21 protein-coding genes and 6 pseudogenes are annotated in these 19,730 nt (G+C 65.8%); 13 read left to right on the top strand and 14 right to left on the bottom strand.

Annotation, left to right across the window (positions count from 1 at the left end; all coding sequences use genetic code 11):
* Window positions 1-64 precede the first annotated feature (64 nt).
* The 3 genes and pseudogenes from RAH32_RS16495 to istB all read left to right on the top strand — a co-directional run.
* A complete protein-coding gene (locus tag RAH32_RS16495) occupies window positions 65-523 on the top strand; it encodes a thermonuclease family protein (protein WP_306609278.1) in 459 nt (152 codons plus the stop codon).
* Complete coding sequence (locus RAH32_RS16490) at window positions 513-1,730, top strand: DUF1173 family protein (RefSeq protein ID WP_306609276.1); 1,218 nt, start codon at window positions 513-515, stop codon at window positions 1,728-1,730. The genes RAH32_RS16495 and RAH32_RS16490 overlap by 11 nt, the downstream gene beginning before the upstream one ends.
* 429 nt (window positions 1,731-2,159) lie before the next feature.
* Window positions 2,160-2,810, top strand: a pseudogene (gene istB, locus RAH32_RS16485) (IS21-like element helper ATPase IstB); the annotation flags it as partial.
* A 72-nt stretch (window positions 2,811-2,882) separates the two neighbouring features.
* On the opposite strand, the pseudogene RAH32_RS16480 reads toward istB, so the two are convergent.
* Window positions 2,883-3,011: pseudogene (locus RAH32_RS16480) on the bottom strand (transposase); the annotation flags it as partial.
* A gap of 80 nt (window positions 3,012-3,091) precedes the next feature.
* On the opposite strand from RAH32_RS16480, the pseudogene RAH32_RS16475 reads away from it, so the two are divergent.
* The 3 genes and pseudogenes from RAH32_RS16475 to RAH32_RS16465 form a co-directional block, all read left to right on the top strand.
* A pseudogene (locus tag RAH32_RS16475) lies at window positions 3,092-3,190 on the top strand (IS5/IS1182 family transposase); the annotation flags it as partial.
* Window positions 3,191-3,450: 260 nt separating this feature from the next.
* Window positions 3,451-4,737 carry an MgtC/SapB family protein gene (locus tag RAH32_RS16470; RefSeq protein ID WP_306609273.1) on the top strand — a complete coding sequence of 429 codons (1,287 nt, stop codon included), beginning with the start codon at window positions 3,451-3,453 and terminating at the stop codon, window positions 4,735-4,737.
* Between the two features lie 869 nt (window positions 4,738-5,606).
* On the top strand, window positions 5,607-5,795 hold the full coding sequence (locus RAH32_RS16465) for a hypothetical protein (protein WP_306609272.1): 189 nt from the start codon (window positions 5,607-5,609) through the stop codon (window positions 5,793-5,795).
* Window positions 5,796-5,812: 17 nt separating this feature from the next.
* On the opposite strand, the gene RAH32_RS16460 is transcribed toward RAH32_RS16465, so the two are convergent.
* Window positions 5,813-6,049 (bottom strand): hypothetical protein, encoded by a 237-nt coding sequence (locus RAH32_RS16460; protein WP_306609270.1) that lies wholly within the window; start codon window positions 6,047-6,049, stop codon window positions 5,813-5,815.
* 53 nt (window positions 6,050-6,102) lie between these two features.
* Here RAH32_RS16460 and RAH32_RS16455 point away from each other — a divergent pair.
* A pseudogene (locus RAH32_RS16455) lies at window positions 6,103-6,351 on the top strand (transposase); the annotation flags it as partial.
* Here RAH32_RS16455 and istA read toward each other — a convergent pair.
* A pseudogene (gene istA / locus RAH32_RS16450) lies at window positions 6,288-7,296 on the bottom strand (IS21 family transposase); the annotation flags it as partial. The pseudogenes RAH32_RS16455 and istA sit on opposite strands and share 64 nt — an antisense overlap.
* A gap of 308 nt (window positions 7,297-7,604) precedes the next feature.
* On the opposite strand from istA, the gene RAH32_RS16445 reads away from it, so the two are divergent.
* Genes RAH32_RS16445 through RAH32_RS16435 form a run of 3 tightly spaced genes read left to right on the top strand, consistent with a single transcriptional unit; the run spans window position 7,605 to window position 8,593 of the window.
* Entirely contained in the window at window positions 7,605-7,805 is a 201-nt protein-coding gene (locus RAH32_RS16445) for a hypothetical protein (protein ID WP_306609268.1), read from the top strand.
* Window positions 7,802-8,326 carry an IS3 family transposase gene (locus RAH32_RS16440; RefSeq protein ID WP_306609266.1) on the top strand — a complete coding sequence of 175 codons (525 nt, stop codon included), beginning with the start codon at window positions 7,802-7,804 and terminating at the stop codon, window positions 8,324-8,326. Before RAH32_RS16445 ends, RAH32_RS16440 begins: the two co-directional genes overlap by 4 nt.
* A gap of 30 nt (window positions 8,327-8,356) precedes the next feature.
* Complete coding sequence (locus RAH32_RS16435) at window positions 8,357-8,593, top strand: integrase core domain-containing protein (RefSeq protein WP_255351411.1); 237 nt, start codon at window positions 8,357-8,359, stop codon at window positions 8,591-8,593.
* Window positions 8,594-8,660: 67 nt separating this feature from the next.
* Here the strand turns inward: RAH32_RS16435 and RAH32_RS16430 are convergent, their stop codons facing one another.
* Window positions 8,661-9,212: a universal stress protein gene (locus RAH32_RS16430; protein WP_052650133.1), complete on the bottom strand. Its 552-nt coding sequence runs from the start codon at window positions 9,210-9,212 to the stop codon at window positions 8,661-8,663.
* Window positions 9,213-9,471: 259 nt separating this feature from the next.
* Between RAH32_RS16430 and RAH32_RS16425 the strand changes: the two genes are divergently transcribed.
* Together RAH32_RS16425 and RAH32_RS16420 are read left to right on the top strand one after the other, a co-directional pair.
* Entirely contained in the window at window positions 9,472-9,918 is a 447-nt protein-coding gene (locus RAH32_RS16425; protein WP_306609263.1) for an SDR family NAD(P)-dependent oxidoreductase, read from the top strand.
* Window positions 9,888-10,094 carry an SDR family NAD(P)-dependent oxidoreductase gene (locus RAH32_RS16420; protein ID WP_197054754.1) on the top strand — a complete coding sequence of 69 codons (207 nt, stop codon included), beginning with the start codon at window positions 9,888-9,890 and terminating at the stop codon, window positions 10,092-10,094. Before RAH32_RS16425 ends, RAH32_RS16420 begins: the two co-directional genes overlap by 31 nt.
* Before the next feature lie 180 nt (window positions 10,095-10,274).
* Here RAH32_RS16420 and RAH32_RS16415 read toward each other — a convergent pair whose 3' ends face one another.
* The 9 genes from RAH32_RS16415 to RAH32_RS16375 form a co-directional block, all read right to left on the bottom strand.
* On the bottom strand, window positions 10,275-11,963 hold the full coding sequence (locus RAH32_RS16415; protein ID WP_306609262.1) for a complex I subunit 5 family protein: 1,689 nt from the start codon (window positions 11,961-11,963) through the stop codon (window positions 10,275-10,277).
* Entirely contained in the window at window positions 11,960-13,438 is a 1,479-nt protein-coding gene (locus RAH32_RS16410; protein WP_197054752.1) for a proton-conducting transporter transmembrane domain-containing protein, read from the bottom strand. Before RAH32_RS16410 ends, RAH32_RS16415 begins: the two co-directional genes overlap by 4 nt.
* Entirely contained in the window at window positions 13,435-14,910 is a 1,476-nt protein-coding gene (locus RAH32_RS16405) for a complex I subunit 5 family protein (RefSeq protein ID WP_306609257.1), read from the bottom strand. Before RAH32_RS16405 ends, RAH32_RS16410 begins: the two co-directional genes overlap by 4 nt.
* On the bottom strand, window positions 14,907-15,239 hold the full coding sequence (locus RAH32_RS16400) for an NADH-quinone oxidoreductase subunit K (RefSeq protein ID WP_136857814.1): 333 nt from the start codon (window positions 15,237-15,239) through the stop codon (window positions 14,907-14,909). The genes RAH32_RS16405 and RAH32_RS16400 overlap by 4 nt, the downstream gene beginning before the upstream one ends.
* A gap of 1 nt (window position 15,240) precedes the next feature.
* Window positions 15,241-16,203 carry a hydrogenase subunit MbhD domain-containing protein gene (locus RAH32_RS16395; protein WP_042249994.1) on the bottom strand — a complete coding sequence of 321 codons (963 nt, stop codon included), beginning with the start codon at window positions 16,201-16,203 and terminating at the stop codon, window positions 15,241-15,243.
* Window positions 16,200-16,496, bottom strand: coding sequence for a cation:proton antiporter (locus tag RAH32_RS16390; RefSeq protein ID WP_042249993.1), 297 nt, complete (start codon window positions 16,494-16,496; stop codon window positions 16,200-16,202). Before RAH32_RS16390 ends, RAH32_RS16395 begins: the two co-directional genes overlap by 4 nt.
* Complete coding sequence (locus tag RAH32_RS16385; protein WP_042249992.1) at window positions 16,493-16,774, bottom strand: MrpF/PhaF family protein; 282 nt, start codon at window positions 16,772-16,774, stop codon at window positions 16,493-16,495. Before RAH32_RS16385 ends, RAH32_RS16390 begins: the two co-directional genes overlap by 4 nt.
* Window positions 16,767-17,240 (bottom strand): Na+/H+ antiporter subunit E, encoded by a 474-nt coding sequence (locus RAH32_RS16380; protein ID WP_052650125.1) that lies wholly within the window; start codon window positions 17,238-17,240, stop codon window positions 16,767-16,769. The genes RAH32_RS16385 and RAH32_RS16380 overlap by 8 nt, the downstream gene beginning before the upstream one ends.
* Window positions 17,241-17,619: 379 nt before the next feature.
* Window positions 17,620-17,748, bottom strand: a complete 129-nt coding sequence (locus tag RAH32_RS16375; RefSeq protein ID WP_081994960.1) for a TFIIB-type zinc ribbon-containing protein — start codon at window positions 17,746-17,748, stop codon at window positions 17,620-17,622.
* 124 nt (window positions 17,749-17,872) lie between these two features.
* Between RAH32_RS16375 and RAH32_RS16370 the strand changes: the two are divergent.
* Window positions 17,873-18,079, top strand: a pseudogene (locus tag RAH32_RS16370) (integrase core domain-containing protein); the annotation flags it as partial.
* 11 nt (window positions 18,080-18,090) lie between these two features.
* Here RAH32_RS16370 and RAH32_RS16365 read toward each other — a convergent pair.
* Window positions 18,091-19,665, bottom strand: coding sequence for a recombinase family protein (locus RAH32_RS16365; protein WP_306609248.1), 1,575 nt, complete (start codon window positions 19,663-19,665; stop codon window positions 18,091-18,093).
* Window positions 19,666-19,730 lie beyond the last annotated feature (65 nt).

Raw genomic sequence — 19,730 nt, 5'->3', positions numbered from 1 at the left:
AGCGGCTTGGCTCGCCCTGCTTGTCCTCGTGGCGGCAATGCTCGTGCTGGCTGGGCAGGAGCAAATGACCCCTGCGACTCGTGTGACAGGCCCTGCGCGGGTGATCGATGGCGACACGCTTGTTATCGGCGGGTGGCGGATCCGCATCCTCGGCATAGACGCCCCCGAACGGGACCAGACCTGCTATGACGCCGCCGGGGAGACATGGCCCTGCGGCGGGGCTGCCAGACAAGCCCTAGCGGCGCGCATCGCTCGGCAGCCGGTATCCTGCCATGTCGCGGGTCCGGACCGCTACGGCCGCGATCTGGCACGCTGCTCCACAGGCGGCACCGATCTGGCCGCGTGGCTGGTCCGCGAGGGATGGGCCATTCCCGCGGGCGATGAGCAGGGCCGGTACAGGGCGGCCGCGCGTGAGGCGGAGGCCAGGGGGGCAGGCATGTGGCGCGGCAGCTTCATGCGGCCGGCGGACTGGCGCAGGGCAGGGGACCGGCCGCACCGGGAGGGAGCGGACGATGAGCGCTGAGGGCAGATGCTACCGGCTGGGGCATGTCCGCTTTTGCGACGATGCGCCCGAGCTGCAAGGGATCCTCGCCCGGGCGCATGACGGTCATGCCAGGCCGCTGTGCCAGTGCTGCGAGGCCGAGCCGCCCATGTATGTGGCCCTGATCAATGGTGTGTTTCACCTCAAGCGCATGCCCGGCACCGGACATACGCATGACCTTGCCTGCCCGTCCTTCGATCCACCCCCGGAGCTCTCGGGGCTTGGGCCACTCTCCGGGCAGGCCATCGTCACGGACGAGGCAGGCGATACGATGCTCAGGCTCGGCTTTTCGCTGTCCCTGCGCGGCAGCAGGCCGTCGTCGTCGAGCGAAGAGAGTGAAGCGGATACCGTGTCGGTGACCGCCAGCCCGCGCAGGCTGCGCCTTCTTGCGCTTTTGCACTATCTTTGGGACGCTGCGGGACTGACGACATGGCGCAAGGCTTACGGGCGGCGCAGCTGGTGGATCGTGCACCGCGAGCTCTGCCTTGCGGCGGCCCGGGCCCGGACCCGGTCTGGGCCGCTGTCGGACATCCTCTTTGTTCCGCCTCCCTACGTCCTAGAGGACAAGGAGCGCCTGGCAAGCGAACGGCGGCGCTTTCTCCACAGGCTGCAGCCTGTGGCGGGCAAGCCCACGGGGCTTGGCCTGCTGGTGGCCGAGCTCAAGGGTCAGGAGCCCGCGCAATACGGCCGCAAGCTCCGCTTCAAGCATCTGCCGGACTTTTCCGTTTTCGTCGACAGCGCCACGGCCAAGCGGTTCGACAGAGCTGCCGCCCGAAAGGTGCGGCTCGTCGAGGCCACGCCAAACAGTCACCTGATGGCCATCGCGACCTTTGCCCTGAAAGGCAGTTATGCCGAGATCCGGGAGATTGCCCTGATGGCGGTCGATGGCCGGTGGATCCCCTTTGCGGGCGAGCGGGATCATGCGCTGCTCGAAGCCCTCGCCGAGCGGGATTTTGTCCGCTGCCTGCCCTACAACCTGCCGGCGGATGCGCCCATTGCCACCGCCGTTCTGCTCGATGGCGACGGACCGATCGCGCTCTATGTGCCGGCACCGGACATGTCGGCGGATCGGGAGGAGGATCTGCGCCGGATCGCGGCAGAGGGTCTTTATCCGGCCTGGCACTGGCCGGCGGGGGTTTTCGACATGCCGGAGCTCCCGCGGCGCGTGGACCATGGCACACGGATCTGATCCACGCCCTTGGGCAAACATTGATCACGCTCCGCCTGCTTGGTGGCCGGGTAGTTCTGTCGCGTGTCGAACGGCCTGCAGGCCAAGCAGCCTGCGTTACTCATCAGCGAGACGAATCCCTGCTGGCGGATTGATTCCGATTTGTCATTGGACCTGCCGGGAGCCCAGGCGCAGACTCTTGGCCATGATGCTAGAAACAGGCCGCAGCGCTTCCTCGGACGGTAATCCGGGCGACGACCGGGACCGGTTCCAGGCGTGGCCTTGCGCCGAAGCCCTCCGTTGTTGCGGCAAAGCCCTCGGCAGCAGGCCTCATACCATTGCTGCACGCCATCTCCATGACATAGGGAGGACACGTCCATGCCCAACTTCACCGCGCATCAACATCCGGCCCTGGCGGTTGGATGCCCCACTTGCGGCAAGGCACCTGATGAAGCCGACCTGGCCGAGCGCGAGGTCCGCTCCATCGCCTATCACATGAAGGCCGCACGCTTCCCCGCCTACAAGGACCTCTCGGGCTTCGACTTCTCAGCCAGCGAGATCAACGAAGCCACAGTCCGGCAACTCCACCGCTGCGAGTTCATGGACGGGGCCCAGAACATCGTCCTGATCGGCGGCCCGGGCACGGGGAAGACCCACATCGCAACCGCCCTCGGCGTCCAGGCCATCGAGCATCACCGCCGCAAGGTCCGCTTCTTCTCCACCATCGAACTGGTCAATGCCCTGGAACAGGAAAAGGCCAAGGGAAAGGCCGGGCAGATTGCCGACAGCCTGACCCGCCTCGATCTCGTGATCCTTGATGAGCTGGGATACCTGCCCTTCAGTGCCTCGGGTGGGGCGCTGCTCTTCCATCTGCTGAGCAAGCTTTACGAACGCACCAGCGTCATCATCACCACCAACCTCAGCTTCAGCGAATGGGCCACAGTGTTCGGCGATGCCAAGATGACCACCGCATTGCTCGACCGCCTTACCCACCGCTGCCACATCCTGGAGACCGGAAACGACAGCTTCCGCTTCAAGGCCAGTTCAGCCGCCGCAGCGCGCCAGAAGAAGGAGAACAATCACGCCTTGACCCTAACCTGAGCCGAAATCCATACTCAGAGGTGGCTCACTTCTCGATGGAAATGCCGGCTCAGTTCTGGGTGGAAATCAACACCACTGGTGGATCATCGTCGGATGCACGCCGTATTCCGCGGCCAGTTCCGACACGGTACGCTCGCCCTTCACGGCTTCCAGCGCCACGCGAGCCTTAAAGCCCGCGTCATGGTTCCTGCGTTTCGACATGGTCTGATCTCCTCGTTCTTGGAGACCAGCAGATGGCAGATCGTAGCTTACGTCACTGTCCGAATTTCGGGGGGTAGCTCAGAGACCCCGATCGCCAGACCGCCGAAATCCAGATCCGCGTCACACTGATGAACCGCTTCTCGGCCCTCGGAACGGCCGAAATCATTCGTGTGGACTGAGGCCAAAAGGGGAGGACAATCATGCCCCAGGCGTGAGTTACGCAACAACGCCCTCAGCGTCTGCCGGCTGACCCATCGTCAGACCTATGCCGACATCTTCATGGTCGCCTGCGTCGGCCCGCTGCTGGCCCTGGTCGTGGTCGTCCTGGTCGCGGCCTGATATCGGCGTGGATGGTCTTGTGGCCGCAGGCGCAGTGAGGAATAGTCAAAGCGCGGCGCGCCCGATGGCCTGAGCCGAGTCGGAAGGGCGCAGTGATCGGATGATGGAAGAAGCAAGTCAGGCCCTGCTGCTGCTCGAGGCGCTCGGCATCGGTCTTCTGATCGGGATCGAGCGCGAGCGCAACGGGGGCGAGAACGGCGGTCCGGCCCCGATCGGGGTCAGGACCTTCTCGCTCGCCTCGCTGATTGGCGCGCTCAGCCAGTATGCGGGCGGGCTGCCGTTGCTGGCGGTGGCGCTGGCCGCGGTGGGCGTCCTGCGGGCGGTCGCACATCTGTCGCAGCCGGACCGGCAGGCAGGAATGACCACCAGCCTCGCGCTGGTGCTGGTCGTGGTTCTGGGTGGGTTGTCGGTCGAGCATACGTTCCTTGCCGCCGCGTCGGGGGTGCTGGTCGTCACCCTGCTGGCGGCACGGTCGGCCCTGCGCGACTTCAGCCGCTCGGTCCTGAACGACTTCGAGATGCGCGACGGATTGATCCTTGGCGTCTCAGGTCTGATCATCCTGCCAGTGATCCCCGATACCGGCTTCGGGCCGGACGGTGCGATCAATGCGCACGCCATCTTTGTCATCGTCATCCTGGTGATGGTCATCGGGGCGGTCAGTCACATCTGCACCCGGGTCTTCGGCGACCGGCTTGGCCTGCCACTTTCGGGGTTCCTGTCGGGTTTCGTGTCCTCGACGGCCACCGTGGCCGAGATGGGCCGCAAGGTCGACGCACTGGGTGATACGGCCGTCCGCTTCATCCAGCCAGCGGCGGCGGGGGCCACCTTGTCTTCGGTGTCGTCGCTGGTGCAGACCGGCATGGTGCTGGGCCTGGTCAGCCCGTCCCTGTTCGCCCTGGCATTGCCGGTGCTGGTGGTACCGACCGTGGTCGTGCTGATCTTCAGCGCCCTGCTGGTCTACCTGGCTACGCGAAAAGGGGGCGAGCCGGCGGGGATCGAATTGCCCTCGCGGATCTTTAGCGTCAAGGACGCGGTGAAGTTCGCTTTGACCGTGACAGCGGTCATCCTGATCTCTGCGATGCTGAACGATCGGTTTGGTACCGAGGCCGTACTGCTGTCAGCGGCCCTGGCCGGGTTGATCAGCACAAGTTCGGCTGCCGTCGCTCTAGCCTCACTGGTGGCTGCAGGCCAGATGCCGGCGGGTGAGGCCGTGATGCCCTTGGCGGCTGCCCTGACGGTCAATGCCATGGTACGACTTGTGCTTGCCCTCCGCTCACGATCGCCGGTATTTGGGCGGATTGTGGCACTGTGCCTGGTCCTGTCCGTCCTATCCGTCTGGATCGGCTGGCACTTCTCGGCGGTAATTAAGGTCTGGCTGAACGACTAAGCAGGCGCCTGTGGCGATACGGCAGCTTGGTCCTGGCTCCAGGCTTTCGCTTGGGGCGCCATGCTGGCGGCCTGCACAGGTCGCTGTGCGTCCCGGTTGGCGACGAATCTGCAATGCCCGTTTCAATGGTGATTCTCACACTGCACCCTGGTGGCCATCAGGATGTACACTGGCGACGGCGTATGGGGTGCGGTAGGCGGGGAAGGTGGCAGTCAGGGAAGCGAAGCCTCATTTCGGGCTGGACAGCTAAACTTGCAGGGCTCGAAGAATCTTTGGCAAAAAGAGATGCCAGCGCCAACTTGGCCCACGGGATACGAGCAGGCCGGTTAACCCGGCCTGCAGGATCCGTTGGGCATTGGCGCAAATGTTGCGCTGAAATCTCCCGCCGGTGCGACGGAAGGTCCGGGTTGGCCACCAGCGGACCAGGCTGCCGATGACCGAAGCCCTTCTCATTAGGTCTCGATGACCTAGGTGCCGCGCAATTTCAGCGTGATGGTGACGGCGGCGGCGTCGCGGTTGCGCCAGAACCAGCCGTGCTCGCCGGCAAAGGGGGCCTCGATGCTGCCCTTACTTACCCGCAGCTTCTTCCCGTCCGCGGGCGTAGTTGATCGGCTGGCCTTTGTTCTGGGCTTGTTGGTTGTTTAACCTGACAGGCCTGATCGCCCCTGGAGCCATCCATCGGCTTCGGCTTTTCGCTGACCCGGACGTCCATCGGGCGCTTCATCAACCGCTCCGCGCGCGAGGCCGACCGGGGCGCGGTCTTTGCCGCACAACTCGCGTTTTCACACGCCTGCTGGCTGGTCACGTATCCACTGGCGGGTTGTATCGGCGCGGGCGCGGGCGCGGGGCTGTCGGTCGCGGCGCTGGTGGTGGCGGGGATCCGGGCGGCCAGTCTGGTGGCGGTGCTGCGCCTGTGGCCCGCCGATGACCTGACCGTGTTGCCGCATGTCCACCCGGACCTGCCGCCCGACCATCCGCATCTGGCCGAACACGGCCCCCACCATGCCCATGCTGTCGTCATCGACGATCTGCACCGCCGCTGGCCCAAGGCGGCCTGAGCGGGGGACTGCGCCTATCACTCCTCCGGGGCGCGGATGTGGCGGAACTGGTGCAGCTGCAGCAGGTCGTAGGTGATCTTGAGCCCGCCGCAGACGAGAAACGGTACGGCCAGCCATCCCGCCCCCATCATTGCCCCCGCGATCGAGGGACTGACCGCGGCGGCAAGGCTGCGTGGCACCGAGGTGAAGCTGGCGGCGGCCGTCCGTTCGCCCTCGGTCACGACGGCGATCACATAGGAGGACCGGGTGGGCACTGAACTGCGCCGGGTCTGCCGGAGACTCCAACTCTTGAGTAGGATGGAGCATGATGAGCAAGACGACGAACAAGTTTTCCCCTGAGGTCCGCGAGCGCGCAGTGCGGCTGGCTCTCGACACCGAGGGCCAGCATAAGTCGCGCTGGCAGGCGGTTATGTCGATCGCGGCGAAGATCGGCTACACCGCACAAACCCTGAACGAGTGGGTCAAGAAGGCCCAAATCGACAGCGGCAGGCGCGCCGGTATCCCGAGTGAGATTGCCGAGAATATGAAAGCGCTGGAACGCGAGACCCGCTTGCTCTGCTCGACAAAGCCGTCGAAGGTCGGCGGTGTCGGCATCAGCGCAGCCCGTTCCGCAGCCCAAGCCTCAGCGATCGTGCCCGGCAGCATGCCGTGCGGCAGGCGCGCCCACTGCTCGATGCAGCGTTCCTCGAGCCAGGCGTTCATCGCCGCCAGATCCGGAAAAGTCCGGCATCAGCTGAAGGATCTGGTGCCGGGCATCCTGCACGTTCTTCTCGACCTGCCCTTTCTCCCAGCCCGCTGCCGGGTTGCAGAACTCAGGCTCGAAGACGTAGTGGCTGGTCATCGCCAGGAACCGCGTGTTGACCCTCCGGACCTTGCCCCGGCCGACCCGGTCAACGGCGGTCTTCATGTTTTCGTAGATGCCCCGCCCTAGTACCCCGCCGAACACCCGGAACGCGTGCCAGTGAGCATCGAACAGCATCTCGTGCGTCTGCAGCAGATAGGCCCGCAGCAGGAATGCCCGGCTGTGAGACAGCTTGATGTGGGCAATCTGGAGCTTCGTGTTCTCGCCCGCGATCGTCGCCCAGTCCTCGCTCCAGTCGAACTGGAAGGCCTCCCCGGGCTGAAACACCAGCGGGACGAAGGTGCCGCGGCCGGCGCTCTGCTCCTCGCACTGGTGATCGGCCTTCCACTGCCGCGCGAAGGCCGCGACACGGTTGTGGGAACCGGTGTAGCCCAGAGCGACCAGCTCCTTGTGGAGATGCTTCAGCGTTCGCCGCTTCTTGCGCGACTTGCCAGCTTCCGTCTTCAGCCACGCCGACAGCTTGTCCGCGAACGGATCCAGCTTGCTCGGCCAATCCGGCGTCCGGAGCGCCGGCTCCACCGTGCCTGCCCGAAGATACTTGCGGATGGTGTTCCGCGACAGCCCCGTCCGCCGCGCAATCTCCCGGATGGACAGCCGATCCCGCAGCCCCCAGCGTCGGATCACACTCAGTAGCGCCATGTCAATTACTCCGTTGTCCCCGCTTCCAAAGCCAGGGCGCGTTCAAACATAGGTCACTTCTCAGTGGAAATCTCCTGGTCACTGGAGTGAACTGCATGGGCTGGACCACAGCTGATACGCTGGACGGGCCTTGATTGGAGAAGGCCCATGACACCACGAGGTCCCTACCGCCGGCATTCCACGCCGTTCAAGCTGCGGCTTTGCCAAGACATCCGCACCGGTGCTCTGTGGCGGCGCGATGCGCAGCGCAGCCACAATCTTTCCGCCAACCTCATTCAGCTATGGCTTACGCAATATGACCGGGGGGTTTGAACGACGAGGAAGCCAAGGCCGGTGTCATTGCAGAGTATGAAGCTCGCATTGCCGCGCTCGAGCGGAAGGTGGGTCAGCTCACGATGGAGCTGGATCTTGAAAAAACACCACGGATGTGGACCGCGGGCGGCAGCGAAAGATTCTTCGTGATCAGCGGCCCCTTGGCTGCTCCGTCAGACGGGGGTGCAAAGCCATGAACCTGCCGCGGCGCACCTACTACTACCGCTCTGCTAGGACCCTCGAGCTGACAGACGGCGAACTCACCGCCATCATCGAAGATGTCCAGGATGAGCTACCCTGCTATGGCTATAGACGCGTGACTCACCAGCTTCGGCGCCGTGGTTTTGCAATCAATCACAAAAGGGTAGCACGGGGCATGCGAGTAGCGGGACTGGGCATCAAGCCCCGCAAGCGCTCTGTGCGTACGACTGACAGCCGGCATGACTCTCCAATCTTTCCCAACCTGTATCGCAACCTCATTCCCGATCGCTCTGACAGGGTCTGGGTCGCGGATTTCACCTACATCCGTGTCGTCACAGGCTTCTGCTACCTGGCCGCCATCCTTGATGCGTGTAGCCGCAAAGTCATAGGCTATGCATTGTCACAGCATCTGAATACGGAACTGGCACTCGCAGCTCTGCGCGCGGCCGTCATGACCAGAAAGCCTTCCAAGGGCTGCATTCATTATACGGATCGCGCCTGTCAGTACGCATCCTAAAGCTATTGGGACGCCCTCGCTGCTTCAGGCTTGCGCCGTTCGATGAGCAGCGACGGCAATCCTTATCATAACGCGCAGGCTCATAGCTTTATGAAGACCCAGAAGGTCGAGGAGGTCTATCGAGCCGGTTACGAGACTTTTGCCGATGTGGCAGTCCGCTTGCCGATCTTCATTGAGCAGATCTACAACACGAGAAGGCTTCACTCAGCCCTCGGCTACAGAACCCCAGAGGAATTCGAAACCCTGTTTGCCCAGAAAGCGGCTTAGTTCGAATGGTGCGATGTCGTCCACCCCATGGGGTTCACTCCAAACCCGGCTCAGTTCTCAGCGGAAATCAACACACGGCCAGCAGCACCGATACCTCGATCCGGTCGGACGGGACAGGGTCAAGGCGCGCGGCAAGGGCGCGCAGGCCGGCCTCGGGCGCGGTATCTGCGGCCGCAGCTGCATCGCCACCGGTCGCATGGACAAGACGGATGCGCGCGCTATCCAGAACCCCTAGCCACAGTGCGGTCTGGGCCGCGAGATCGGCGGGGTCCGACAGGTCGGAGGCGATGAGGACGCGCCGGTAGGGGCCCTGCGGCTGCTGTCGCACCGACAGCACGGGACGGGTGCTGCCGCGCAGCACCCGCTGGATCGTTGTCCCCAGAAGCCCCGCCAGAGGCCCGCGCGACCGCGACGCGCCAAGCACGATCAGATCGTGGTCGCCCGCCTCGGCGGCCGCAAGAATTTCGGTATGGGGTTCGCCCTTGCGGATCAGCATCTCGGGGCGCACCGCGTCGGCGGGTTGGCGGGCGTCGAGCCACTCGGTCATGACCGGTGGCTCGGTACCACCGTCGCCCAAGACCAGCGCGGCCGATACCTCGGGGTCCACGACATGCAGCATGCTGATCCGCTCGGCATGGCCGCGCTACAGCAACAATGCCCGGTCCAGCGCCGCCACCGACTGCCGGGCGAAATTGGTTGCCAGAAGAAGCGTCTCGATCATCTAGTGAGGGTTTGCGCTATTCGCCGCAAAGGCAAGCCTTTCCGGACGTCCAGGCGAAAACGCGGAAATCCGGCGCCTGCTTGATCCATGTCAGGCTTGGTCGATACCGGCTATGGCAGCATCGCGGCAACGCAAACCGGAACGAAAGTAATCGGACATGGCATTGCTCGCTGGAAAGGTCGCGCTGGTCTCCAGCGCTGCGGCGGGGGTCGGGCGCGCGACGGCGCTGAAATTCGCCGCCGAAGGGGCAAGGGTCATGGTCTCGGATGTCGAGACCGGGGGCGGCGAGGAAACCGCGGCGCTGATCCGCGCCAGGGGCGGCGAGGCATGTTTCCTGCGCGCCGACGTGTCGGTTGCAGCCGATGTCCAGGCGCTGGTCGCCGCCACAGTCGCGGCCTATGGTCGGCTGGACTGTGCCTGCAATAACGCCAGCATCGAAGGCACGATCGCGCCCTTCATCGAGCAGACCGAGGCGAATTTCGACCGCATCATCGCGGTCAACCTGAAGGGCACCTTCCTGTGCCTGCAGGCCGAGATCACCCAGATGCTGGCCCAGGGCGGTGACGGGGGGCCATCGTCAATCTGTCCTCGGTCGCCGGGCTGATCGGCTTTCCGGGCCTTGCGTCCTATGTCGGAGCAAAGCACGGGGTGAACGGGCTGACCCGCAATGCAGCACTTGAATATGCCAAGTCGGGGATCCGGGTGAATTCGGTCTGCCCGGCCGGGATCGACACCCGGATGCTCGATTCGCTGGCCGAACAGGCGACGGGGGCAAGATGACCAGCCGCCAGATGATGGACGGGCTGCACCCGATGGGCCGCATCGGCGCTCCCGGCGAGGTGGCGGGCCTGATCGTCTAGCTCTGCTCGCCCGAGGCCGGGTTCATGACCGGCGCGGTGGTGCCGGTCGATGGCGGGTTCGTCGCACAGTGGTCCGCAGGGGTCGAAGCGCGGGGTCGCCTCAGATCAGGACGGAGGCCAGGATCGCACCGGTGACGGCCAGCAGCAGGATCGCAGCGGCGGCACCTTCGCGGAAGATGTCCTCGACGCGGTCCAAGTCCTCGGCGATGACCGTCTGCGGCTTCGGACGCGACCGGCGCAGGGACCGTGATCCGGCGCGCATGGCGGCCCGGGCGGCGACGGTCAGGGCTGCGGCCCGGCGCTGCACCGGGCCGAGGGCATCGCCTTCGGGCAGGGCGGGCGGTTTCAGCCCGACCGCGGCGGCCCCGGCGATCAGCAGCACCGCCAGGCCCAGCGGCCAGGCATCGGTGATCTGCGCGCGCAGATCCGTCGCCAGCGGGGACTTGTCGGCAAGATCGGCGTAGAGCAGCCAGGGCAGCCAGAGCGCCGCGCCCGCCAGCGCAAGGAATGCCAGCGCCATCAGGACCGGCGGGCGGTGGCGCGGTTTCGACCGTGGCAGAACCGCCAGATAGCGCGCCATCGCCAGCGCAGTGGTCAGCGCCGACAGCCCGATCAGCGTCGCGCCAAGGGCCCCGGCCGGGTCCTTCAGCGCCGACTTGACCAGCGCCCCGGCCAGCAGCGGGCCCCCGGCCAGCGACAGGCCCAGCACCGCCAGTACCGCCATGAGCCCCCAGCGCCAGGCCCGGCCGCAGGTCGGGGCCAGCCCGACGCCAAGAAACAGCGCCCCCTTGGCCAGCCCGTGATGCAGCGTGAAGAGTGCCAGCGCTGGCAGCAGCGTGGCGGGCGCGCTGCCTTGCGCCAGGGCATAGCCCAGCACGCCCATGACCAGCCCCATCTGGCTGACGGTCGAATAGGCCAGCACCGACTTCGCCCCAGCCTGCCCCAGCGCCAGCAGCGCCGCAAGGAACAGCCCAGTGAAGGCCAGAATCATCAGGACAGTTCCCGCCCCCAGTGCCGGCGTGCCCAGCGGCAGGAACGCCACAAGCCCGAAGATCCCGGCCTTGACGATGGCGCCCGAGAGCACCGCCGAGGCCGGCACCGGTGCCGCCGGATGCGCCACCGGCAGCCAGACATGCAAGGGCATTAGCCCGGCCTTGATCCCGAAGCCCGCGATCAGAAGCCCGAGTGCCGCAGGATGCGTCGAAGGCAGGGCTAGGGCGGCGCGCACCGCCTCGATCCCGATGGCTCCGCCCGCGCCGTAAGAGGCCAGCATCAGCCCGACCAGGATCGCCACCTCGCCCAGCACGGCCAGCACCAGATAGACGGTGCCCGCCCGCATCGACGCGGGCTTGCGGTCATGGATCACCAGCGGATAGGCCAGCAGCGAGACCAGCGCGAAAAAGACGTAGAAGCTGATGATGTCTGCGGCGATGAAGACGCCAAGATTGCCGGCCAGCACCAGGTTCCAGAACAGCGCGAAAGACGTGGGCCGGCCGTCGTGCCGCAGGTAGAAGGCCGCGTAGACGCCGGCCCAGAACCACAGCAGCGCCGCCCCGCCCAGAAACAGCGCACCGGTCCCGGTCAGTTCCAGCCCGCCGTCCAGCAGGATCCCCGGCAGCGCGACCGGGGTGTCGCGCGGGGTGATGACCGCGGCCGCCAACCCCGGTAGCGGGCCGAGCGGCAAGAGCGTCACCATGCGCGGGCCCCAGCCCGGCAAGAGGGAGAGGCTCGCTAGCAGCATCGGCCACAGGACAGCCAGCGGCAAGAGCAGCGACAGGTCGGCTGTCATCGCAGGTAGCCCCCCTCGGCGATCAGGGTGACCCAGGCCAGCGGGCTGAATGGCAGCGAGGCGAAGATGCCCGCCCCCAGCGACACCAGGGCAGTCACCGCTGCAGGCAGGATCAGCATCCGGTCGCGCGTGGTGGCCAGTTCGCGGATGGCGGGACGGTCCGCAGGGGGCGGCAACAGCCAGGCGCGATAGAGGAGCGGCAGGAAATAGGCGGCGTTCAACAGCGACGAGCCCGCCAGCACCGCCACCACCCAGGCCGCGTCCGATTGCAGCGCGCCGATCCCGAGATACCATTTCGAGATGAAGCCCGCGACCGGCGGCAGCCCGATCATGCCCAGCGCGCCGACCGAGAACGCCGCCATCGTCACCGGCATCAGGCGGCCCGCCCCGTCCAGATCGGCAATCGCCTTGATCCCCATGCGGTTCGCGAGCGCGCCGGCGCACATGAAGAGGGTGATCTTCATGATCCCCTGATGCACCAGATGCACCAGCCCGCCGATCACGGCATATGGCCCGATCAGGCTGGCGCCAAGGATGATGTAGCTGACCTGGCTCACCGTGGAATAGGCCAGCCGCTTCTTCAGATCGGTCTGCATCAAGGCGCGGACCGAGCCGTAAAGGATGGTGACCGAGGCCAGCGCCGCCAGCGGCAGGCCCAGCCCCAGGTCGGCCACGGTGCCGATGCCGTAGACATCATAGATCATCCGCACGATGCCGAAGGCTCCGGCCTTGACCACTGCGACGGCGTGCAGAAGCGCGCTGACCGGGGCGGGGGCGGCCATTGCCTCGGGAAGCCAGCCATGCAGGGGGAAGATCGCGGCCTTCACCCCCAGCCCGCCGATGCACAGGATGAAGATCAGCGTCAGGGTCAGCGCAGGGATGCCGGTCAGGTCCGGCGGCGCGGCGAACTCGATCGCCCCGACCAGAGACTGCAGCCACAGGATCCCGGCTAGGAAGGCAACGCTGCCCGCCAGCGTGTAGGAAAGGTAAATCCGCCCCGCGCGCAGCGACTTATCGTCGCCCTTATGCGCGACCAGCGGCCAGGTCGCCAGCGTCAGCAGTTCGTAAAACAGGAAGAAGGTGATCGCGGTGCCCGACATCGCCACGCCGGTCGCCGCCAGAACGCAGAGATTGAAGAAGCCGAAGAACCGCGACAGGTTCGGCCCGCGGTCGAAATACGCGATGGCATAGATCGTGGTCATCAGCCACAAGAACACCGACAGAGTCACGAACAAGAGCGCAAGCTTGTCCAGCCGCAGCACAAGATCGTTGTCCGGTAGGAACTCGTAGCGCCATTCAAACACCAGACCGGCCTCAGTCGCGTTTAGCAGGTAGGCTACTACCAGCAGCTTGGTAAAGGCCACGCCGAGGTTGGCCGCGTTGCGCCAGGAGGACAGCCGCTCTGGCAAGGCAAAGCTGACCGCGGCGGCGACCAGCGGCAGGAACACCAAAAGCAGCGGCGCGAAGGTCATCATGGCGCGACCTCCGGTTGGATCACCGTGGGCGTGGCCCAGGGTACCTCAATGGCCGAGACGTCGACCAGCGCGGTGCCGGCAAATCCCATAACGATCGCCAGTCCCGCCAGCGCCAGCGGTGCCACGGCTTTCACTCCGCCGGTCACCGGGCCGCGCGACGCGGTATCAGGTCCCGCGCCAGCCAAAGGGGCAAAGCAGGCCGACAGCGCCCGAAAGAGATAGACCGCTGCCAGAAGGCCACCCACCACCAGCACTCCGGCATAAAGGAACGCGCCCTGCTCGATTGCTGCGCTTAGCAGCAGGAACTTGGCGGTGAACCCGCCCGAGGGCGGCAGCCCCATCAGGGACACCGCCGCAAGGCCGAAGGCGGTCACGGTCAGGGGCATAGCCTGCGCCAGTCCGCCCAGATCGGCGATCCGGTCACCGGCGGCAGCCTTCAGCATCAGCCCGGCCGCAAGGAACATTGCCGCCTTGGCCAGCATATGCGCCACGCCGTGCAGCGTCATCCCGGCCCAAGCGCTGGAAGGCTCGACCGCCCCGGCGACCAGCGGAAAGGCCAGGAACAGATAGCCGACCTGCGCCACCGTCGAATAGGCCACCAGCGGCTTCAGCCGGTCCTGCCGCATCGCCTGGATCGACCCGTAGATCACCGCCGCCGCACCCAGGCCACCCAGCACATGCAGGGCGGCAGAGCCGGTGATGGCCGGGAAAGCCTCGAACCACAGGCGCAATAGGATCACGAAGCCAAGCTTGACCGCAATCGCCGACAAAAGCGCGCTGGCCGGAGCGGGGGCGGCGGCGTGGGCGGGCGGCAGCCAGCCGTGCATGGGAAAGAGCGCAGCCTTGATCAGAAGCGCCGCCGTCATCAGCCCCAGCGCCATGACCGTCGCCAGATCGAGGCGCGCGACCTGTGCCAGCAGGGTCACGTCGACCGTGTTGTAATTCGCCACCAGAAGCGCCACGCCCAGAAGATAGGCCAGCGAGCCCAGCATCGCGATCATGAAATAGCGCAGCGCCGCCGCAAGCGACCCCATCGCGGCCAGCGCCACGGCTGCCAGGCTGACCATCTCCAGCGTGACGTAGAGGTTGAAAAGGTCGGTGGTCAGAAAACCCGCATTGGCCCCGGCCCACATCAGGTAGAGGAGTGGCCAGAATGTCTCGGCCGTGGCCGCGCCGCCATCCTTGCCGCCCGGCGGATCGACCAGCGCATGCAGCCCGATGGCACCGATTACCAGTGCGCCCGCCAGTACCATCAGCCGCGCGACCCCGTCGGCGCGCAGAAGGATGCCCAGCGGCAGGTCCCAGTTGCCGACCAGCAGCGTTGTCCCCGGCGGCAGGAGCGCCAGCCACAGCGCCAGCCCCGCCATCACCGGTGCCGCCGCCAGGATCAGCCAGCGACCGCTGCCACGCAGCAAGAGCGCCGCCACCATGAAGCCAAGCGGCACCGCCACCAGAAGGCCAAGCAGGTTCATGCGTCCGGCTTTCCGGCTTTGCCCTGATCTGGGGACCGAGGTGCTTCGGCCAGCCGCACGATCATCGCCGCGCCAAAGGCGGTCAGTGCCACCGCAACGACGATGCCGGTGATCACTAGCGCCTGCGGCATCGGGTCAATGGCATCCGGCCCGCGGCCGAGACCGCCCAGGATCAGAAAGACGCCCGCTCCGACCACGTTGACCGCGAGAAGCTGACGCAAGGCATGTCGCCGGACGATGAAGGCGTAGAACCCGAGTGCGGTCAGGATTGCCCCCGTCACCGCGTAGATATGACCGGCGGAGACCGGTTCGGGTGCCAAGAGTTCCATCTCAGCCGTTTCCGCCCGCGTCCGGGACAGGGGAATCGGCCACCGGCGGCCCGGCCACCAGCAGTGCCAGCGTCACCCCGATCGACAGGAACAGCGTGTATTCGATGGTCACGATCAGCGCCTTAGCCAAGCCCTTGGGATAGATCAGGAATCCGCCCGCCGCGATGCCGCCCAGCCCGATCGCCAGAAAGACCAGCGGCCCCAGCACCAAGGCAGCGCGCAACAGCGGCCGGTCGCTGCGTGGCAGGCCGATGGCCCCGCCCATCGCCGCCAGCATCAGCCCGCCCGCAAGCACGGTTCCCGCCTGGAAGGCTCCGCCCGGCAGGTCGGACCCGGCCCAGACCAGATAGGCCGCCATCACCAGCGCCACGGGCAGCAGAACCCGCCCGGAGGCCCCGGCAACCTGATGCATCTGTCCGTCGGCCATGCGGGGTTCCGCCGGTCGGCCCGGCCAGGCCCGCGCAGGTGCCAGCGACCAGACCGCGACCAGCGCGCCCAGCAGGACGAAGCTTTCCAGAAGCGTGTCATAGGCGCGAAAAGCCAGCAGAACCCCGGTCACCCGGTTCTCGATGCCAAGCCCTGGCATCAGCGGTGCGACCACCCGGTCCAGCCCGCTTTCCGGGGTGATCGACAACACCGTGGCCGCCAGCAGCACGGCAAAGCTGGTGCAGGCCGCAAAGGCCCCGAGCCACAGCCAGGTCGGTGTGTCGCCGCTATGCACCGGATCGCCCAGCGCCAGGAGCCGCGCCCGCGCCAGGATCAGGAGGATGCCGGTGACACCGGCGCCGATGGCTATCTCGGCCAGGGCCACGTTCACCGCACCAAGGCTGAGCCAGGCAAGCCCCATCAGGTTGCCGAAGGCGATGAAGAAGGCGATCGCCGCCAGCGCGTCGCGCACGAACAGCGCGATACCCGCCGTGCCGAGGATCATCAGGCACAGGATGAGGTCGAAGGCACCGCTCATCTGCGGTCGGGCTCCTCGTTCTTGCGCACCCGCCGCGCCAGAAGCTGCGAGGTGGTGCCGGCTGCGATCACCGCAAGAAGCCAGACCAGCGCAAGCTTGGCCGCCACCGCGCCCGAACCCCAGTGGATCGCCGCCGCCAGCGCGACCAGCCCAAGACCGACGTTGTCGGCCTTGGTCAGCGCATGCAGCCGCGATGCCGTGTCGGGAAAGCGCAACAATCCCAGCGAGCCTGCGGCATAGAACCCAAGGCCCGTGCCAAGCAGCGCCAGCACCAAAAGTTCGGTCCAGATCATCCCCGGTCCTCCGCGTCAGGCTTCGGCGGCACGGCGGCCACCCGAACGAAAGCGGTGACCGCGACTGCCGCCAACAGCGTGCCGATCAGCGCCGCGTCGAGAAAGGCCGCATTTTCGCGCGCCGCACCAAGCACCACCGCGACGCCGATCACGCCGGTACCGGCCAGCTGGGCGGCCATGATCCGCTCGACCGGGCCGGGTCCGCGCCAGCAGCGCAGGAGTGCCGCAGCGACAGTCAGCAAAAGGAAGATAGCGGCGAGCGTGAACCAGTCAGCCATGCGGAGCCTCGGATGCGATGACCCGGGGACCAAATAGGCCGAGGATCCGTTGTTCCTGGGAGTGAAAATCTGCCGAGGCAAAGCTGGGCAGGTTCAGCACATGCAGCGCCATCGCGCCATCGCCGTCGCCGGGACCGGCCGCCAGCGTACCGGGCAGCATGCTGACAACCCCGCCCAGTAGCACATTAGCTTCGACCTGGCGGCTGGCCAGGGGCAATTCGACCCAGCCCGGCCCAACCGGAAGGCGCGGATCGAAGGCCCGGCGCGCCACGTCCAGACCGCCTAGCACGCTCTGCACCAGAAAGCGCGGCAGGAACACTGCCACGCGCCAGGCACCGACGCCCGGTCGGTCCGCCGGATAGAGCCGCAGGCTGAGCGCCGCCGCCACCACGACCGCGACGGCGCCATAGGGCAGTGCATCTGTAGCAGAACCTGTCAAGACGATCCAGAGCAGTGCCAGGATCATTGATCGGTTCAGGAACGAAACAGCATGCATCAAAAAACGATACCCCAAGTTAAGTTACAGCCAACAGCACACGAAAAGTTCGGCGGATGCAAGGTGTTAATCAAGCGGCGTCTCAGTTAGCAGGATAGACACGAGATGCGGCATAACCCGCACCCGATTGCAACCGTTCTACCAGCGCTATCGCGGAAATCTGGTGTGGGGATCAAAAGTCGAACAGTTCGCCCAGCATCGATTTACGCTTGCGGCGGCTCGGATCGTGTTCGTCATCATAGTCGGGGCGGTCATCATATCGATCGCCGTCGCGGCGGGCTCGGCTGTCGCGTTCGCGCTGCGGCGAACGACTGTCGCTGCGGGGTTCTGCGAGAACGGTAGCAGACTATCACATTTTGACGATCTTGTCGAGTTCACCCCGGTCGAGCCAGACTTCCCTGTACGTCGGGCAATAGTCAATCTCCACGCCCTGGCGGTCTGATATCGTGAGCAGCGTTCCATCAACGGGGCATTTCATGGTCTTGGTTCCTTTCATCAGTGCAAGCGCACTCTGTCAGTCTGAGGTGGTGGTTGGCATGGGCGTTGATGATGTAACCGCCCCCCGACGGCATCTGTGTGCCAAGGTGGGTCTGCAACGATCCATCGCCAAGGACACGCAGATCTTCGCTCGCCAACTTGGTCTGAAGCCTTGCTTCACCCCGGTGCGGAGCCCTCAGAGCAATGGCATGTCAGAGGCATTCGTGAAGACGCTCAAGCACGATTACGTCCAGGTGACGCCGCTACCAGACGCCCAAACCGTTCTCGGATGGATCGGAGGCTGGATCGAGGACTACAACGCTGCTGCATAACACCCATCTCTCTATGTTGTTGAGGGGAATAGGTTCTTCTGGTCGGGATGCGGTTCTGCGGGGTGTTTTGCCCTTTGCTTGGCCTCGAAAGCGACGTGTTGTGCCTGTGGTGTGGCAAGTTCGGACCGGCTGAAGAGCCACGGTCCGTCGGGAAGGGGATGATCGCCTTTGACCACTCCGGTCTCGGCCGCGATCCTCAGTGTCTTCGGCGATACGCCCAGCAGGCGCGCAGCCTCGGTTAGATTGAGCCACGGTTCGATGCCATCGGGAGCCGTGCGGAAGACCGGGATCTTGTGATGCGAGCGGAGCGACGTGACCCGCTCGCGTGTCCAGCGGTTGCCATGGCCTGTCAGCAGGCCGTTTCGGTTGAGGATGCCGGCAATCAGATCGTCGGAGGCAATGAGCACCAGCTGGCGCACCGCGGCGATGGTCTCAGAAGCGGTGCTGTTGCGCTGACCCCGGCGCCGCTTCGGCAGGCGAAGCTCTGTATGTGCACCGCCGGTCCAGTGGACCAGCAGAACGATCTCGGAGGCTGTGTCGTCGAGATCGGCAACCACCTCCTGGATGACGGTGCGGACGATCCGCTTCTTGAGCCGGGCATCCGTTGTCGGTGCCGCCCAGACCGCCCGAAGGTTCGTCCCAATTCTGCTGGTGTCGAGTGCCGCCAGGGAAGATGCTCCTGGGGCGGCGGCATCGTGCTCCGCAATCCTGGCCTCGACCGTTGCGACTTGCGTGAGCGCACGGTTCCACCGCGTCTCCAACTCTCCGGCCACCAGCCGGTTCGCAGGATCGGCGGCATCGTATTGCCGGAATGTCCGATCGGCGTGGTAGCGGGCAGCCTCGAGATCGCGCACCAGGGCCTCGCGAACCTGATCCCGGCGGCTGGCAGCCTGCGTCTCGGCCTCCATGGCGGCAGCGATTGCTCCGGGTTCGACCACCCGCAGCAATGCCTCCTCGATGGCATCGTCGACCCGCAAGCCGCCGAAGGCAATGCAACGCGGCTCGCCGTTGTCGAGCAGACCCCGCCAGCAGGAATAGCGCGGGATGGTGTGATTGACGCCAGTGTAGCGGAGCGTCAGCTTGCGGCCGCAGCGCCGACAGCGCAACAGGCCGGCCAGCAGTGCCTCGCCGTGCTTGGGCGCTCCATGATGGCGGCTTGAGGGGACGTTATTGCTGACCATCGTGCGGATCGCTTCTGCCCGTTCCCAACTGACATAGCCTTCATGCGCTCCGGGCTTCAGCGCCAGCCAATCGCTGCGTGGCTTTCGGCGGCTGCCGGTTCGCGGAACGGTCGCATCGTGCTTCGGCATCACGCAAGTCTTACCATAAGCATAGGCGCCGCCGTAGACCGGATTCTCGACCATCCGATGGATGGTGGCATAGGTTGGCCGGCGCCAGACGACATCACCATTGGCGCGTCGGGCCGGCAGATCCAGACCATGCTCCAGGAACCAGAGCAGAGCCTGCCGTGCGCTGCCGAGCTCGGCCACCTTGTCGAAGACGAGAATGATGGCCTCTTGCACGCGGCGATCGGGATCCTTCTCCAGTCTGTCGCCGGTGTCAACGGCGGCGTAAAATCCGGCCACGCGGCGGCGTAAGACCAGGTCAGGTGGTTGTGGCCGGCGCCATGGCGCGCGCGCTTACCAATAGC

This window comes from Paracoccus yibinensis (genome assembly GCF_030846195.1).
Taxonomy (GTDB): Bacteria; Pseudomonadota; Alphaproteobacteria; order Rhodobacterales; family Rhodobacteraceae; genus Paracoccus; species Paracoccus yibinensis.
The sequence above is the reverse complement of the archived record's forward strand: the minus strand, read 5'-3'. Positions and strand labels throughout refer to the sequence as shown.